This window comes from Mesorhizobium sp. U510, from assembly GCF_059180695.1.
On sequence record NZ_CP180531.1, the window covers coordinates 201,876 to 217,992 of the forward strand.

Here is a 16,117-nt window from a genome sequence, read left to right on the forward strand (position 1 = left end):
TCACGCCCTCGCCGCCTGGCGCGCCTTGTCACGCTCGCGCGCGGCGAAGACCGGCATCACCTCGTCGACCCACAGCTTGATCGTCTTCTTCTGCAGCTCGAACGGCAGGTTGAAGGTAAGGCCGAGGCAGTACTGGTCGACGCCCGCCGCTTCATAGTCGAGCAGCTTCTCGATCACTTCGTCCGGCGTGCCGAACATCAGGTTGCGGCGGATGTTTTCCGGATCGTAGTTGTCCTTGCCCTTGACGCTCTCGTAGGGGACGGCTTCGGGAAAGCCGTTCTGCACGGTGCCGATGTTCTGGAATAAGTTCTCGAAGGCGCGGCCATAGTCGATGGCATGACCGACGGCGATCTCCCAGTCCTGCGCCCGTTCGTAGACGCAGGTGCGCCGCTGCATCATCAGGCGCGGGCGCGGGACCTCGGGATGATCGGCGACGGCCTTGCGGAACTTCTCGCCAAGCGCAGCGATCTCGGCCGCCGGCGCCGACAAGGGCGTCGACAGGATCGACGCGCCGATGCTCACTGCCCAGTCGAAAGTGCCCGGGTCTCGCGCGGCCACCCAGATCGGCGGATGCGGCCTCTGCAGCGGCTTCGGCACGCCGGCTGCCAAAGGGAACTTCCAGTAATGGCCGTCATGGGCATAGTCTTCCGCCCAGAGCTTCTTAACCGCCGGAACCAGCTCCTTCAGATAGGCGACGCCCTCCTGCTGGGGCATGCCGCCGGCCATGCGGTCGAACTCGTATTGGTACGAGCCCCGCGCGATGCCGAACTCCAGACGTCCGCCGGTCAGGTGATCGCAAAGCGCTGCCTCGCCGGCCAACCGGATCGGGCTCCAATAGGGCGCGACCAGTGTCGAGGTGCCGAGCCTTATTTGCTCGGTATGCTGGGCAAGCCAAGTCAGCGTCATCAATGGATTTGGCGAGATCGTGCATTCGATCGTGTGGTGTTCGGCCGTCCACAACGTCTCGAAGCCGCCCTCGTCGGCCATGCGTGCCAGTTCGAGCAGATTGCTCTTCACCTTCGACATCGGGATGTCGGGCGAGAAGCGCTCCATGGTCAGCGAAACGGCGAATTTCATGTCGGTCTCCCCAGTGTGTCGGGTTGGTCAGCGAAGGCGGATAATGAAGGGGTCCTGCATGGCGCCGGAGTAGTCGATGACGACGTTCTTCAGGCGCGAGAACTCCTCCATGGCGTCGAAGCCGCCGCGCCGGCCGTAGCCGCTCTCCTTGAAACCGCCATTGGCGGACATGAAGGAGGAAGCGCGATAGGTGTTGATCCAGACCGTGCCTGCCTCGACATTCCTGGCAAAGCGCAGCGCGCGGTTGATGTCGCGCGTCCAGATGCCGGAGGCGAGCCCATAGCGCGTGTCGTTGGCGAGCCGGATCATCTCGTCTTCCGACGAGAACGGCATGACGCCGACGACCGGACCGAACAGCTCTTCCTGCATGAAGTCCATGCTGTTGTCGGTATCGGTCATCACGGTCGGCTCGAAATACCAGCCGCCGGCAAGCTCGGCCGCTTGCGGCCGCCTGCCGCCGGCCGCGATGCTGGCGCCCTGGCGCACACCCGAGGCGACATATCCTTCCACCTTGGCAAGCTGCGCCGACAGCGCCAGCGGACCGATGTCGGTTTCTTCCAGCGTCGGCAGCCCGACCCGCACGCGCCTCGTGCGCTCGACCAGCGCCTCGACGAAGCGATCGTAGACGCTGGCCTCGACGAAACAGCGCGAACCGGCGACGCAGGTCTGTCCCGCCGCCGCAAAGACACCGGATACGACGCCGTTGACGGCATGGTCGATGTCGACATCACCGAAGACGACATGCGGCGACTTGCCGCCGAGTTCCATCGAGCAGGGAACGAGATTCTGCGCCGCGTTGGTGGCAATCCGCCGGCCGGTCACGGTCGACCCGGTGAAGACCAATTTGGCGATGCCCGGATGCCGGGTCAGCGGGTCGCCGGCCACAGCACCCGTGCCGGTGACGACATTGACGACGCCGGCCGGGAAGCCGGCTTCCATGATCAGCTCGGCCAGAGCGAGTGTGGAAGCACTGGCATGCTCGGACGGCTTGACGACCACCGTGTTGCCGAGCGCCAGGCATGGCGCCAGCGTGCCGGCGAGCAGCATCAGCGGCGAGTTCCACGGCGTGATCATGCCGACGACGCCGATCGGCTCGCGCAGGTTGAAGTTCAGCATGTCGAGCTTGTTGACTGGAATGGTGTCGCCAAGCAGCTTGTCGGCCATGCCGGCGAAATAGGTGTAGCTGTCGGGCATGGCGCGCATCTGCGCCCGCATTTCCTTGAGCAGCTTGCCATTGTCGCGTGTCTCGATCAGCGCCAGCTCATCGGCGTGCTCCATCACCAGTTCCGCCAGCCGACGCACGAGCTTGCCGCGATCGGTCTGGGTCATGCGCCGCCAGGCTGGAGCGGCGAAAGCGGCGCGCGCGGCCTCGACAGCCGCGCCGACATCCTCGGCGCCGGCCTCGGCAAACTGGTACCAGGGCTTGCCGGTGGTCGGGTCGAAGCTGTCGATATACTGCCCGCCGTTCGGCGCCACGAACGCGCCGTTGATGAACAGGTTCTGGCGCGAGCCTTCGAGCGATGCAATCGTCGTTTTCATGCTGTCTGTCCTGGGAGATTCATTATTCGGACGCCGCCTGCGTCCACGATTGCGACTGGCCGTCGATCATGGCGACGCGACCGCCGTCACCGGTGTCGATGTAGATGCCGAAGCGCTTGTCCTGCCGCTCGCGCGCATAGCGGCGCAGCATGGCGCGTAATTCATGCGTGGCGATCCGCTCATAGGGCAGCGCGTCGACGGAAAAGAAGGCATGGCCGTCGGCAAGCGCGGCTTCGGCACTCTCGCGGCTCAGTTCGGCGCGGTAGATCAGATAGCCGGGGTCGCTGTCGGCGACGTCGAACACCGAATAGAGGAAGGTATTTTCAGGAACGAGGCTCAGCGCCTCGCCGCCGTCCAGCACAAGCTGGCTGTCGGCCTTGCGGCGCCGCGCCGTCGGCAGCACCCAGCTGCCCTTGCCGTCGGCGCACAGGAGGATGCGGTCCCCCGCTTCGACGAGATAGCCGATGATCATATCCTGCGAGGCGAGCCAGCCGGCCGGCAGCGGATCCTTCACGCTGGCGTAGCGGCCGCGGCAAAATCCGAGCGGCGCCGACGGGCTCGTCCCAAAGGCCTGGACCTGACCGATCAGGATGATGTGGTCGCCGGCCTCGATGCGGTTGTGAACGGTGCAGTCGAACCATGTCAGGCTGTCGGTGAGGACCGGCGCGCCGGTGTGGGCGCTGTCATGATTGACCGACTGGAATTTGTTCGCCGCCTTGGAGGCGAAGACCGATGAAACATCGACCTGCCCCTCATGCAGGAAATTAACCGCGAAAGCGCTCGTTTCATTGAATGCCGGAAAGCTTGCCGCCGACTTGCCGACACAGACCAGAAGCAACGGCGGGTCGAGCGAGACGGAGGTGAAGGAGTTGGCGGTCATGCCGCGCGGCTTGCCGTCGCTGTCGCGCGTCGTGATGACTGTGACCCCCGTGACGAAAGTTCCGAAGGCACGACGCAAGGCGATCGGGTCGATCGTCCTTTGTGCTACAGCGTCCGCCATTGCCTTCCTCCACATTTCTGGGACGGAGGCTAGGCAGGGGCCGGCAGCGGTTCTTCCTCAGATCTATAGGAAGGAGTTGGCAACCGGCTGCTGCCATCCCGAGCAAGCAGAAGCACGGCAGGTCCGCGCCTGGCGGGACCGCCCCAGCGACGGCAATGACGCGATGAAATGGCTCTAGCGGTTTTCAGGCAACCGGCTGTCGATGATGCCGCTGAGGCGGATCGCCAGTTCGGCCGCGAAGCGTTGTTCGGGCGTGTCGAGCTTGATCCCGAACAGCTCTTCCATGCGCGACAGGCGATAGCGCAAGGTGGTGACATGCAGCCCCATCGCATCGGCGCAAGCCTGGCTGCGGCAACCTTCGCGCAGATAGGCAAACAACGTGTCCAGATAGGGGGTGTGGTGCTCGCGATCATGCGCAATCAAGGCGCCGACGCTCTTGTCAACGAAGTTGCGCACATCAGGCACATCGGCGGCAGCGACCAGCATCGGCAGCGGGCCAAAATCCTGGCCGGCGAAAACGCCGGTGCGTCCGAAAGATCGCCCGATGCGGATCATGCGGCGGCAACGCTCCCAGGCGGTGGGATAATCGGCCAGCAAGGCGCAGATTTCGGAAACCAGCACCGCCGGCTCACGTCCGAAATGGCGGCCAAACTCCGCAGCGATTGTGTTGGGCAATTTCGTCAGGCGAATGCTCTCCCGGTTATCGCCCACCACGAGACAGACAAGATCGCCTTCTACGGCGATGACGGTGCCCGCCACGCCTGCCTGGTCCAACAGCCGGACAAGGGTATGATGGGGGTCGGCCAGACCACCGCCGCCGTGCTTGGCCGCGTCGGCGTAGTCGACCACAATCAGCCTTTGCGGTACGGTCAGGTCAAGCCCCAGCCGCCGTGCCCGGTTGACGATATCCGCCTCGTCACGCCAGCGTCGTTCTACGACTTCCAGGAAAAGCTCGGTCATCGATCTGGTCTCGAAGCGGAAGCGGACGAAGCTGCGCATCATCTGCACGCTGAGCGCGAATTTGGCGCTGTCGAGCAGCATCTGGTCGAGTTGGCCCGATTGCTGCGGCGTCGGAAAAATCATGAGCGCGCCAACCACTTCGTCATCGATTGTGAGCGGCTCTACGCGCACCGAAAGCTTGAGGCGATGCTTGCCGTCATCAACGAACAAAGTCTCCTCCTGGCGCGCTTCCGACGCGCCGCGCGCGACCTTGACGATCTGCCGGTTGAGCGCGCCGCCAACGGCCTGGCGCCAGGCCGCGGCATCAAAATGCGCTTCGCTCGGCGAGCGGCCAGCCACGACCAGGTTGGCGTGGAAATCAATGACCACGACCGCATTGGGTAACAGCTCGCCGACCTTGTCGGCGAGTGAGACCACCGATCCTTCCGACAGAGCCTGCTGCAGAAGCGAGGTGTGCGCCAACAAGGCGCGCTGCAGACGCTCGCCTGCTTGCTTTTCCTGGCGCAGGCGATGCTGCTTCTCCACCGCTATCTCGCCCAAATGCACGATCATGCCAATGAACGCGATATCCTCGGCACTCACTTCGGTGATTTCGCGCGAGACCACGGTCAGCACCATTGGCCGGCCGTCGTCGTCGACGCAGTTCATCGGCATGACGAGCACGCTGCGATAGTCGCGCTCGAACGCCTCCCGGCGATAGCCAGGAAACTCCTCGGACACACGCGCATCCCTGATATAGACCGGCTCGTTCCGGTTGAGCGCGACAATCGACGGACTGGTCGCCAATTCCCAGCGGTCAGGCAAACTGCGTTGAATGAGCGTGGGGTCATGGCGCACGATGACATAGGCGTGGCCATGCGGCGCATCGATGCTCATGATCGAGCCCAGCGTCCATTTGGCATGGCGGCAGGCTGCCAGCACGAGGTCTCGCAACACGGACTGGAGATCGCCACCCGAGTTGATGAGGCTGGCGGCGTCCCGCAAAGAGAGAATTTGAGACTCGTGGTCCACGCCCGGTCTTCCGCCTCGCGAAGGGCCAATTTAAGCCGTCGCGGATATATGAACGCTACACCGCTTCCAAGCGGGGTGCACGTCGATTTTTCCTACGAACCGGAGGAATACCCGTCCGCTAGATCCGATTAGGCTGAGCTTCCACCAACAGGGCCCAAAATTATGGAATTGCGAAAAGTCTGCACCTTCATCGAAGAAGTGCACATCGAAGGCGGCAAGGCCGGCGCCAGGCCGGTAAGATCGATCGTCGTCGCCGCTGTCCTGCGCAATCCATGGGCGGGGCGCGGTTTCGTCGAGAACCTGCGGCCGGAGATTGTCGCTATCGCACCCCGTTTGGGACATGAGCTCACGCAACGCGTGCTCGAACTCATGCCTGCCGAGCGCATCGAGAGCTACGGCAAGGCCGCCGCCGTTGGGGTCGCTGGCGAGATCGAACACGCTTCCGCCATGATCCACACGCTGCGCTTCGGCAATGTGTTTCGCGATGCCGTCGGCGGCACGACCTATCTCGAATTCTGCAACACGCGCAACGCGCCGGGCGCGCTTCTGTCATTGCCGATGATGCACAAGAGCGAGAACGGCCGCCGCTCGCATTTCATCACAGCCAACTTCCAGATCGCCGATGGACCGGCCGCCGACGAAATCGTCGTAGCCATAGGCGCGGCGGATGGCGGCCGCCTCCATCCGCGGATCGCGGATCGTTTTCAGGACATGAAGGAGATGGAGCAGGAAGCAGCGATGTGATGGTTGCGCGGCATTCCTGCTCGGTCGTTGATGATGCCAAGTTCTCGATTGGCGCGGCTGTTAAACGGCGGACATGAGGCGCAAACAGCCATTCGCTTCATGATTGACAGTAACCGTCGGCTTGAAAACGGAGTAAGAAATTGGGCAGCGCGGCCGGCGGGACTTGTCAGTGATGGCGCCTTCGCGCGTGCAGCAATTGGCGAGAGCCGCGCTCGACCATCTTCAGCCCGTCGCGCACGAGGCTGCGTCTGGTAAAACGCCGGGTCGTGCCAGTCGGCGGCGTTGACCAGCCGACGGCCGAACAAGGCGGTTGCGACTTCTAAATGGGATGCCTGTTCCTCGCGACCGTCCAAGCATCGCAGCATGTGACCAAGGCGCCGACGCTGGACAGCGGTCAACCTGGCATCGGGAAGGTTGGGCGTGTGGATCGAGCGGATGAACCGTTCGATTGCCTGGAGCCGGTCAAGCGCCATTTCGTCGCGTGGGATCGCAGCAGCCATCGGTTCGCCTGGCTGCGCGTCGCCGAGAAACGCCAGTTGCGTGACGAGCTCTACGCACGGGCGCAACGTCGAAAGATCGCTGACCGGTCAAAGATGACGTAGCAGCAACTGGAGAATGCCTTGGGCATCTCGTGAAATCCTCAAACCAGAGGCGTCGCGTCCGCGTTGATCAATCAAAGGGCCGACGTCTCTGACGCTCGAGCAATCATTCTGATCTGCTTGAACCGGCCTTTCTCGACCACGTGCAAGGCCGTCATCGCGGCGCCATTGTCCTGCCTGGCATCCCATTTGACGACGTCTGGGTATGCAATACCGCGATATTGGCTTTGCCGGAGCGCCGATATCACGCCCTCTCGGCTAAGCCGGTTTCCGCGCTGGGCCAGCCTTATGGCTTCGATCAACTGACGCACCGCTCGACGAACGCCGCATCATCATAAGACGCTATGGCGGCGATGTTGAGATGCTTGAATTGCCATGGGGTCTCCAACCCAGGGAACCCGGCGGGCGACCTTTCACGGTCGTACGCGCAGAGGACCGATCGTTCCCGAGCCATCGCTGCCTGGTGCCGGCGTCCGAATTCCGGCATCGCAGCCAGGGAAAGAACTACAGCTTTCGCCTCGCAAACGGTGATTGGTTCTATTTCGCCGGCATCTGGCGGCCAGCGACCCGCGATTGGTCGGAAGCCTACGCAATCCTGACGATCCAGGCCAACGACGATATTGCGCCCTACCATGAGCGCCAGATGGTAGTGCTGCGCCGGGACGAACGCGCGGCTTGGCTCGACATGACGCAGCCCGAACACGAGGTCCTTCGTCCCCTTCCAGGTGCAAGCTTTGCGATTTCGCGTCTCCGCCAGGGTCGCAGACAGGCTGAATTTGCGATCTGAAGATTGTAGGATCCGGAAGCACGAACCTTACACCCTGGCGAAATGACATTGCAGGCAAATGGCCCCTGAACGCGGCGCTGGCCCGCGCAAGATCATCCATGTCGACATGGATGCGTTTTACGCTTCGGTCGAACAGCGCGACAATCCGGAACTGCGCGGCAAGCCGCTTGCCGTCGGTGGGGCCGCGGCCCGCGGCGTGGTCGCGGCCGCAAGCTATGAGGCCCGCGCGTTCGGCGTTCGCTCCGCCATGCCTTCGGTCACGGCAAAGCGCAAATGCCCCGAACTGATCTTTGTACCGCCCCGCTTCGAGGTATACCGGGCGGTTTCGGCCCAGATCCGCGACGTGTTCGCCGAACACACCGATCTCATCGAGCCGCTTTCGCTCGACGAAGCCTACCTCGACGTCACGGAGAACCGGTTCAATATTCCTGCGGCCTCAACGATCGCAGAGCTGATCCGGGCAAAGATCCTGGAGGTAACCGGGCTGACTGCTTCCGCCGGCATCTCCTACAATAAATTCCTCGCCAAGATGGCCTCCGACCAGAACAAGCCTAATGGCCAGTTCGTCATCACGCCACGTCACGGTCCCGCCTTCGTAGAGACCTTGCCCGTCAAGAAATTTCACGGTGTCGGCCCCGCGACAGCCGCGAAGATGGAAGCGCTCGGTATCGAGACCGGCGCCGATCTCAAGGAGAGGTCGCTCCCCTTCCTGCAGCAGCATTTCGGAAAGTCAGGGCTCTGGTACTATCAGATCGCGCGCGGCATCGACAAACGCGCCGTCGAACCGGATCGGCCGCGCAAATCAATCGGCGCGGAGGACACTTTCGCAGCCGATATCGTCGAGCTCGATGCATCGCTCGCCGAACTTAAGCCGTTGATCGCCAAAGTCTGGGGATACTGCGAAGGCAAAGGCATCCGCGGCCGAACCGTCACGCTGAAGGTCAAATTCGCCGACTTCCAGCAGATCACGCGCAGCCGCACGGTGGCGATGCCGATCGAGCTTCGTGATTTCGAGGAGCTCGCGGCCGATCTCCTGAGGTCGGTATTCCCCGTGCGGAAAGGCATCCGCCTGTTGGGCATAACACTGTCGTCGCTAGGCGATGTGTCGCCGTCGGATCAACGACAACTTCGGTTCGAGGTGTAGCGCTGCCTCTCAGGCCGGACGCAGAGAATCACCGGCCGCAACTTGTCCGGATCATCGCTCGTGCGGATCGATCTCGCGGACGATCTGGGAGACCTCTCCTTCATATTCGTCGGCCCGCACGACCGTGAGTGTTCCGTCGCCGGCGCGGAAGATGACGATGCTGACCATCAGGCTGGTGGCGAGGCTGAAGGCGAAGGCGTTGGCTTCTACGAGGGACATTTTTCCGGCTCCTGTTCTGGAAGCGGGGAGCGATCCCCGCGTGACAGGCGCCCGATGTGTCCGGCCGAGGGCCGCGATCACCGTGAAGGCAAGGCCGAAACGGCGGCACGCTTTGCGTAGTCCGACCCTTCATGGGTTGATGGCATCAGGCCCTTGGACCGGACCAAGGAATTGCGCCGACAAACGCGGCGATCGGTTCCCTGTCCTCCATTCCAAGACCAGGTGCGATGTGAACCTCGTGGTCCACCGCCTCGCCTTCATCGACGCCACATCGGCAGGAGCGGTCGTCCGATCAACGCGCCAAGAGTGACGGGAATCAGAGCGAATGACTTGAGGCGGGTCGACTGGTGGCCCCTTCACGTTGCACCAAACTTCATCACCGGAATGCCGAGCCTGCGGGCCTTGTCGGCGAGGTTGTCCTGAATGCCAGAGCCGGGGAAATGAATGACGCCAATCGGCAAGGTGTCGAGCATGGCGTCGTTGCGCTTGAAGGGCGCGGCCTTGGCATGCCTGGTCCAGTCCGGCCTGAAGGCAATCTGCGGCACCTTGCGGCTGTGAGCCCATTTGGCCGCGATCAGCTCGGCACCTTTTGGTGATCCGCCGTGGAGCAGGACCATGTCCGGATATTTGCCATGGACCTGGTCGAGCTTGGCCCAGATCAGCCGATGATCGTTGAAATCGAGTCCTCCGGTGAAGGCGACTTTCGGTCCAGGTGGCAACAGCACCTGGCCGTCTGCGTGCTTCCTCGCGGCAACGAAGTCCCGGCTGTCGATCAGTGCCGCGGTCAGGTTGCGGTGGTTGACGACAGAGCCCGAACGCGGGCGCCAGATCGAGTGGGTGTGACGCTCGTAGTGCTCGGCGGCCTGGTCGCGCATCAATTCGAAGCCGCTGCGGCGTTCGAGCAGGGTCTGACCTTGGGCGATGAGGCGCTCGAGTTCGACCGAGTTGACCTCGGATCCATCCTGTTCGCGCTGCAGCCGTTGCTGGCCAACTTCGTTTTCATCGAGCTCGCGTTCGATCCGCTTGGTCGCGCGATGGAACAGATTGACCGTGCCCCACAGCAGCTCCTCGAGGTCGGGCTCAAGGCGTGTGTCGGCCATCGCCACCACGAGAGCGTCGAAGATGTCGGCGATGCTGGCTGCCACGACCCGGCCTTCGGGAAGCGGGCGCGGATCGGGTTCGTCGTCGAAGGGACGGTAGCCGTAGAGCTGAAGCTCCTGAAGGACGTGGTCCATGGGTGATGATGCGGTCTGTGACTGATATTCGGTATCGTGCTCGGTGCTCATGGCGGCTTGCCTTCGTCGGACCGGCCGCGCCCATCGCGGCCTTCATGGCGACGAAGGCGATGGACGATCCGGACTTGCACCCGCAGCGTCAGCGCAGGGCCGGAACGGGAGTGGAGGATGGCGAAGCCCGGCTATTTTGCCTCGCGATGGAAAGGCCCGAAGACGGGGCCCCGCGCGGCCCGCCGCGTGGGGTGGCAAGGGCCGCCGGAAAATAGCCGGGCGCAGCCATTGCCTGTCCGGACCGGCCGGCGCCCGATCGCCCTCTTGAAGGCCGTGGGCCGGCCCTCGCCGAGCGAAGATCCACCCGCGCACGCGAGCCACGCATCGCTGGCACGGCCCCTTCTCCCCTTTCCGGTCAGGCCGCCAGCGTCATGAAGCGTTCGACATCCTGTGGCGCGATCTGAACCCGCAGGATCCCCCTCAGCGCATCGGCGCCGAGCAGACGCAGATCCTCGTTGAAGTCGCCAAGTTTCGGCGTCAGAACCATCGCCTCGATACCGGCCGCGCTGGTGCGTTCGATGAGGGTTGCCACTGCTGCGTCGCCTGCCGGATCATCGTCGCGGGCAATGTAGAGCCGACGCAATGTGTCAGGGAACAGGATTGCGGACAGGTGCGCCGCCGACAGCGCCGCGAGTGCCGGCATAGCGGGCAGGACAATGCGTTGCGACAGCATGGTTTCGATGCCTTCGCCGGCCGCCATGACATCGCGGCAGCAGCCGAAGCGGACGGCGTGACCGAGCAGTTCGCCCATGGCCCGTCTTGGCGTGTCGATCGGAGCGCGGCCGAGATGAGCCTCGCTGAATCCGCCCGGATCGAGCCAGGTGCGGTGGGCGCCGGTGAGCTTGCCTTTGAGGTCGGTGACCGTCGCGATCATTGCCGGCCATGTTTCGGTCGGGCCGCTCTCTGGACGGTAATAGCAGCGCGGATGAAACCGAAGGCTCCCGGTCTCATGCAAGATTGTAATCGCGCGTCCGCGCAGATACCTCTCCACAAGCGTTCCTGGTATCGGCTGCGACATGGAGACCAGCCGCCGCGCCGCTTCGGTAGAGCCGCCCGCAGCGGGACCGGCTTGCTCCCGCCGGTCCTTTGGTTCGTTCGTCGTTAGGGGCATGGACAGAAAGCTCCGCGCCTCGTCGAAAACTTCCTTGAAATCGACAAGGCCAAGCGATTCCCGAATGACGTCCAGAAGGTCGCCGTGCTCGCCGGTGGCGGCGTCGGTCCATTTCCCGGCAGCACCCTTGCCGGAATCCGATCCCTTGAGACGGACGAACATCGAGCGCCCCGGTGCATTGCGGGCGTCGCCAACCAGCCAGTAGCGGCCCTGGCGGCGACCATTGGAAAGGTAGCGGCGGCAAACCGCCTCCGCCCGCTGGGCGAGACGGCTTGCGAGTTCGGATGCATCGCGAGGCGGCATCAGCTGGCCTCCCTCTCGCTGATGCGCTGTATCGGATGACGCTCGATCACCTTGGCAAGCACCGCAGGTCCACTCGCGTCCGCAGGCACGAACATGCGCAGTTTCCAGGATATGATCTCATGGAAAAGTCCGTAGGCCGTGAGCCGCTCGCGCATAGTATCGGTGAAGCCCGACAGCTCGATGCGATTGGCGCCCATGACGCGGACGCGGCGCAGATGAAGTCCCTCATCGAGGTCGAGCATCGTCCGCCCATCCGCAAGGGCGTTGAAGGCATCTTGTGCCGTCAGCGTGCTGACGCCTGTTGCGAGCGCATCGGCGGCCCATGCGGCCGAAACCCTGCGTCTGATGATGCGCTCCCCCTCGTCGGTCTGGAGCCGGTAGACCCGGCTCGATTCGTTTGGAAGTCGCTTCCAGATCGGCAGCAGCAACCCCGCGACGATGTGGATGGTCGAGTCCGAGAAAGTCGGGACGCTCGCGACCTCGGCACTCCAGGCGGCAGCGAAGGTCGCGCGATCAGCCTGCTGCCAATGACTGTCCTCCATCATACGCAGCGACGCACGGTGTTGTTCCATCGGCCGGATCAACCTGACCCGCCGCTCGATTTCGCCATCATCTAGCATGAACGATGGCGCGGGGACTTGGACGGCAGCACGCCCTGAGCGTTCGTTGACCAACAGGATGGCGCGCTGGTCGACGAGATGGGCGACAGCTTCCTCGACGGGCACGGGTCGATTGCGCTGGCGCTGATCGATGGTGAGGAGCTGCGTTTGGGCGCCGGTGCCCGGATGGGTGTAGATCGCCCGCCGATCCGTGACGACGAAGCTCTCCGCCCGCAGCGTTTCGAGCCCAACATCATAAACCCCAGCCGCGATGGCGCCTTCCACCTTGGCTGTGAGCAACTGCTCGAAGGCCGCGAACAGGATGTCCTGTAGTTCGATGGTAAGCGCCAGCAGCCGGTTGAGGAAAGTTGTGATCGGCGGCAACTCGTCCTTGATGCCGTTCTCGTCCGTCAGCGTCAGCCCCGTGGTCTGCTCGAACAGCGTGAGTGAGCAGCCCTCCACCTTGCCGCGGACGATCAGCAGATAGAGCTGGCGCAGTGCATCGCGCGCATAATGCGATTCCAGATTGTCCTCCGGGCGAAACAAGCCCTGCCCGCCGGTCTGGCGCTGGCCTCGCGTGATCGCGCCCAGCGTATCGAGACGCCGGGCAATCGTGGAGAGGAAGCGTTTCTCGGCCTTCACGTTGGTGGCGATCGGTCGAAAAAGCGGCGGTTGCGCCTGGTTGGTCCGATGCGTTCGGCCAAGGCCCTGGATGGCGGTATCGGCTTTCCAGCCAGGCTCGAGAAGATAGTGGATGCGCAGGCGCGTGTTCCGCGCCGAAAGCTCCGCATGGTAGCTTCGGCCCGTCCCGCCGGCATCGCTGAACACCAGGATGCGCTTGACGTCATCCATGAAGGCCTGCGTCTCGGCGAGATTGGCCGAGGCCACGCGGCCCTCGACCATTAGGCGTTCGCCCTTCCTGACGATGCGTCGCGACCGGCCCGTCACCTCCGCGACCATCTCGGTGCCGAAGCGCTGGACGATCTGGTCGAGCGCGCCAGGGACCGGTGGCAAGCTCGCCAGCTTCTCAATCAGGGCCGTGCGGCGCGCGAGCGCCTCGCGGCTTTCAACGGGCTGGCCGTCGCGAAACACCGGCCTCGACGACAGGTTGCCTTCCGAATCCGTGAAGGGTTCGTAGAGTTGAACCGGAAAGGCATGCTTGAGGTAATCGAGCACATATTCGCGCGGCGTAATGTCGACACGGACATCGTTCCATTCCTGCGTCGGCACCTCCGCCAGCCTGCGTTCCATCAGCGCCTCGCCGGTGGAGACGATCTGAATCACGGTCGAATGCCCGGACTGGAGATCCTGCTCGATCGAGCGGATCAGCGTCGGCGTCTTCATCGACGTCAGCAGGTGACCGAAGAAGCGCTGCTTGGCGCTCTCGAAGGCCGAACGCGCGGCGGACTTGGCCTGGCGGTTCAACGTGCCGCCGTCGCCGGTGATGTTCGCGGCCCGCATGGCCGCGTCGAGATGGTTGTGAATGACGGCGAAGGCGCCCGCATAGGCATCGTAGATGCGCCGCTGCTCAGGCGTCAGTTCATGCTCGACCAGTTCGTACTCGACGCCGTCGAAGGAGAGCGAGCGTGCCGTGTAGAGGCCCAGCGCACGAAGGTCCCGGGCGAGCACCTCCATTGCCGCCACGCCACCCGCCTCTATCGCCTCGACGAACTCCGCTCGGGTCGAGAACGGGAAGTCCTCGCTACCCCAGAGGCCAAGCCTTTGGGCGTAGGCCAGATTGGCGACGGTGGTCGCGCCGGTGGCGGAGACATAGACGACACGGGCGCCAGGCAACGCATGTTGCAGGCGCAAGCCGGCGCGACCCTGCTGTGAGGGTGCGACATCGCCACGTTCTCCCTTGCCGCCGCCGGCATTCTGCATGGCGTGCGCCTCGTCGAATATGAGCACTCCGTCGAAATCCGAGCCCAACCATTCGACGATCTGCCTGACGCGCGAAACCTTCTCGCCACGGTCGTCGGAGCGCAGCGTGGCATAGGTTGTAAACAGGATGCCTTCTGGAAGCGTGATGGTGCGCCCTTGCGCGAAGCGCGACAGCGGCGTGACCAGCAGACGCTCCATGCCGAGCGCCGCCCAGTCGCGCTGCGCGTCCTCAAGCAGCTTGTCTGATTTCGAGATCCACACGGCCTTGCGCCGGCCTTGCAGCCAGTTGTCGAGCACAATGCTCGCAGACTGCCGGCCCTTACCGACGCCGGTCCCGTCGCCGATGAAGAGGCCTCGCCGGAAGCGCACGGCTGTTGGCGCGTTCTCGGCCGCTGCTTTGACAACATCGAGCGTGTGGTCGACCGACCACGATCCGGCGAGAAACCCATGATGAGCCTCGCCGGCCAGGATCACCGTTTCAAGCTGGGCGTCCGAGAGAGACGTCAGGATATCGCCGGGCAGGGTTGGACGATAAGTGGGCTTTGGCGGCGCGACCGATGCCATCGCCGCGGACTGGACCAGCCTGGTCGGGTGCGCCTGCGAACCAGGAATACGGATGGTCTGCAATCCATATTCCTCGTAGATCGCGTCGGTCAGCCGTGCTCCCTCGCCGGGTGCCCAATCGACCGTCTCGTAGGACAGTTCAACGCCGACTGGCTCGGACAGCTGCCGGTGAATCGGGCCTGCGACAGGACGGGCGAGATAACCGCGGACCGACCGAGGCGCGGGAATGGCGGGAACAACCCTGGCCGCTTCGGCGATCGGCAGCCGTGCCGGGACGTGCTTCTCGATCCAGCTGAGCAAGGTCGCGACATCCGGCGCAAAGCCGGGCGAAGCCGGCATGAAGGACGGATCACCAACCCTCGTCTTGTCGATGACCGTCAACCGGGTGTCGATCGTCGTACCATGCTTGGCATAGACGGCGCCGCTGATCGTGGCGGAAAAAACGACATGACCCTGCTCCTGGAGGCGCAGGAATGCATCGCGCCATGCCGACATCTCCAGCCCGAAACCCGCGCCGGTGATGGTGACCAGCCGACCCCCGTCGGCAAGCCGGCCGAGTGCCGAGGCGACATGGCGATAGGCCGCATCTGCGACGCGCCCGTGCACATTGGCGAGGACCGAGAACGGCGGATTCATCAGCACGACCGTGGGCAAGCTGGCGGGATCGAGATGATCGTCGATCTGGGCCGCGTCGAACCGCGTGACCGAAAGGGTTGGGAAGAGATTGGACAGAAGACCCGCACGCATCTCTGCAAGCTCGTTCAGGACAAGCGAGCCACCCGCGATCTCGGCGAGGATGGCAAGCAGCCCGGTGCCCGCGGAAGGCTCAAGCACCCGGTCAGACGCCGATATTGCGGCTGCGCAGACGGCTGCGAGGCCCAGCGGGATAGGCGTCGAGAATTGCTGCAGCGCCTGAGTTTCCTCAGAGCGGCGGGTATGCGTGGGCAGAAGGTCTGCAATCCGGCTGAAAAGCGGTAACGCGGACGCCACAGAGCCGGCCTTGCGCAGAAGCGATTTTCCGTATTTGCGAAGGAACAGGACGGTCGCGGCCTCGCAGGCGTCATAGGCCGTCTTCCAGTCCCAGGCACCGCTCGTGTCGGACGCCCCGAATGAGGCTTCCATCGCAGCTCGCAGGACGACGGCATCGACGCGGCGGCCGCATTCGAGGTGGGGAAGTAGACGCAGGGCTGCCGCGTAGACTGCTGCGGCTGGATCGGCAGGGTTAGCGGCGGAAGGGACCGGAGTGCCGGTTAATGTCGGAGCCAGGAAGTTCATCGGAGATCCTCCGGAGAG

General features: G+C 63.8%; 12 protein-coding genes. 3 read left to right on the plus strand and 9 right to left on the minus strand.

Annotation, left to right across the window (positions count from 1 at the left end):
• The 4 genes from ACLGL5_RS01040 to ACLGL5_RS01055 all read right to left on the minus strand — a co-directional run bounded on the left by ACLGL5_RS01040 (position 1) and on the right by ACLGL5_RS01055 (position 5,587).
• Positions 1 to 1,077, minus strand: coding sequence for an LLM class flavin-dependent oxidoreductase (locus ACLGL5_RS01040; RefSeq protein ID WP_019863588.1), 1,077 nt, complete (start codon positions 1,075 to 1,077; stop codon positions 1 to 3).
• A 27-nt stretch (positions 1,078 to 1,104) separates the two neighbouring features.
• Complete coding sequence (locus ACLGL5_RS01045) at positions 1,105 to 2,616, minus strand: aldehyde dehydrogenase (protein ID WP_064982327.1); 1,512 nt, start codon at positions 2,614 to 2,616, stop codon at positions 1,105 to 1,107.
• Between the two features lie 22 nt (positions 2,617 to 2,638).
• Positions 2,639 to 3,616, minus strand: coding sequence for a flavin reductase family protein (locus ACLGL5_RS01050; RefSeq protein WP_019863586.1), 978 nt, complete (start codon positions 3,614 to 3,616; stop codon positions 2,639 to 2,641).
• 174 nt (positions 3,617 to 3,790) lie between these two features.
• Entirely contained in the window at positions 3,791 to 5,587 is a 1,797-nt protein-coding gene (locus tag ACLGL5_RS01055; protein ID WP_494372648.1) for a helix-turn-helix domain-containing protein, read from the minus strand.
• Between the two features lie 162 nt (positions 5,588 to 5,749).
• Between ACLGL5_RS01055 and ACLGL5_RS01060 the strand changes: the two genes are divergently transcribed.
• Positions 5,750 to 6,331 carry an amino acid synthesis family protein gene (locus tag ACLGL5_RS01060; protein ID WP_019863584.1) on the plus strand — a complete coding sequence of 194 codons (582 nt, stop codon included), beginning with the start codon at positions 5,750 to 5,752 and terminating at the stop codon, positions 6,329 to 6,331.
• Here the strand turns inward: ACLGL5_RS01060 and ACLGL5_RS01065 are convergent.
• Positions 6,292 to 6,831, minus strand: a complete 540-nt coding sequence (locus ACLGL5_RS01065; RefSeq protein WP_236952506.1) for a DUF2285 domain-containing protein — start codon at positions 6,829 to 6,831, stop codon at positions 6,292 to 6,294. The genes ACLGL5_RS01060 and ACLGL5_RS01065 overlap by 40 nt on opposite strands.
• A 460-nt stretch (positions 6,832 to 7,291) precedes the next feature.
• Here ACLGL5_RS01065 and ACLGL5_RS01070 point away from each other — a divergent pair, with 460 nt between their 5' ends.
• A complete protein-coding gene (locus ACLGL5_RS01070; protein WP_027047835.1) occupies positions 7,292 to 7,717 on the plus strand; it encodes an SOS response-associated peptidase family protein in 426 nt (141 codons plus the stop codon).
• Between the two features lie 58 nt (positions 7,718 to 7,775).
• Positions 7,776 to 8,861, plus strand: a complete 1,086-nt coding sequence (gene dinB / locus ACLGL5_RS01075; RefSeq protein WP_019863579.1) for a DNA polymerase IV — start codon at positions 7,776 to 7,778, stop codon at positions 8,859 to 8,861.
• A gap of 51 nt (positions 8,862 to 8,912) precedes the next feature.
• Here the strand turns inward: dinB and ACLGL5_RS01080 are convergent, their stop codons facing one another.
• The 4 genes from ACLGL5_RS01080 to ACLGL5_RS01095 form a co-directional block, all read right to left on the minus strand.
• On the minus strand, positions 8,913 to 9,080 hold the full coding sequence (locus ACLGL5_RS01080) for a hypothetical protein (protein WP_019863578.1): 168 nt from the start codon (positions 9,078 to 9,080) through the stop codon (positions 8,913 to 8,915).
• Between the two features lie 356 nt (positions 9,081 to 9,436).
• Complete coding sequence (locus ACLGL5_RS01085) at positions 9,437 to 10,366, minus strand: DUF2493 domain-containing protein (protein WP_019863577.1); 930 nt, start codon at positions 10,364 to 10,366, stop codon at positions 9,437 to 9,439.
• A 355-nt stretch (positions 10,367 to 10,721) separates the two neighbouring features.
• Complete coding sequence (locus ACLGL5_RS01090; protein WP_019863575.1) at positions 10,722 to 11,780, minus strand: DUF7146 domain-containing protein; 1,059 nt, start codon at positions 11,778 to 11,780, stop codon at positions 10,722 to 10,724.
• The gene (locus ACLGL5_RS01095; protein ID WP_494372649.1) at positions 11,780 to 16,099 is read right to left on the minus strand and encodes a strawberry notch-like NTP hydrolase domain-containing protein; all 4,320 of its coding nucleotides are present in this window, start codon (positions 16,097 to 16,099) and stop codon (positions 11,780 to 11,782) included. Before ACLGL5_RS01095 ends, ACLGL5_RS01090 begins: the two co-directional genes overlap by 1 nt.
• Positions 16,100 to 16,117 lie beyond the last annotated feature (18 nt).

What these genes read in the sequence shown, in the direction of transcription:
- ACLGL5_RS01065 (WP_236952506.1), bottom strand. Translation starts at nt 6,831, where the DNA reads ATGGCTGCTGCGATCCCACGCGACGAAATGGCGCTTGACCGGCTCCAG.
- ACLGL5_RS01070 (WP_027047835.1), top strand. Translation starts at nt 7,292, where the DNA reads ATGCTTGAATTGCCATGGGGTCTCCAACCCAGGGAACCCGGCGGGCGA.
- dinB (WP_019863579.1), top strand. Translation starts at nt 7,776, where the DNA reads ATGGCCCCTGAACGCGGCGCTGGCCCGCGCAAGATCATCCATGTCGAC.
- ACLGL5_RS01080 (WP_019863578.1), bottom strand. Translation starts at nt 9,080, where the DNA reads ATGTCCCTCGTAGAAGCCAACGCCTTCGCCTTCAGCCTCGCCACCAGC.
- ACLGL5_RS01050 (WP_019863586.1), bottom strand. Translation starts at nt 3,616, where the DNA reads ATGGCGGACGCTGTAGCACAAAGGACGATCGACCCGATCGCCTTGCGT.
- ACLGL5_RS01090 (WP_019863575.1), bottom strand. Translation starts at nt 11,780, where the DNA reads ATGCCGCCTCGCGATGCATCCGAACTCGCAAGCCGTCTCGCCCAGCGG.
- ACLGL5_RS01040 (WP_019863588.1), bottom strand. Translation starts at nt 1,077, where the DNA reads ATGAAATTCGCCGTTTCGCTGACCATGGAGCGCTTCTCGCCCGACATC.
- ACLGL5_RS01045 (WP_064982327.1), bottom strand. Translation starts at nt 2,616, where the DNA reads ATGAAAACGACGATTGCATCGCTCGAAGGCTCGCGCCAGAACCTGTTC.
- ACLGL5_RS01060 (WP_019863584.1), top strand. Translation starts at nt 5,750, where the DNA reads ATGGAATTGCGAAAAGTCTGCACCTTCATCGAAGAAGTGCACATCGAA.
- ACLGL5_RS01085 (WP_019863577.1), bottom strand. Translation starts at nt 10,366, where the DNA reads ATGAGCACCGAGCACGATACCGAATATCAGTCACAGACCGCATCATCA.
- ACLGL5_RS01095 (WP_494372649.1), bottom strand. Translation starts at nt 16,099, where the DNA reads ATGAACTTCCTGGCTCCGACATTAACCGGCACTCCGGTCCCTTCCGCC.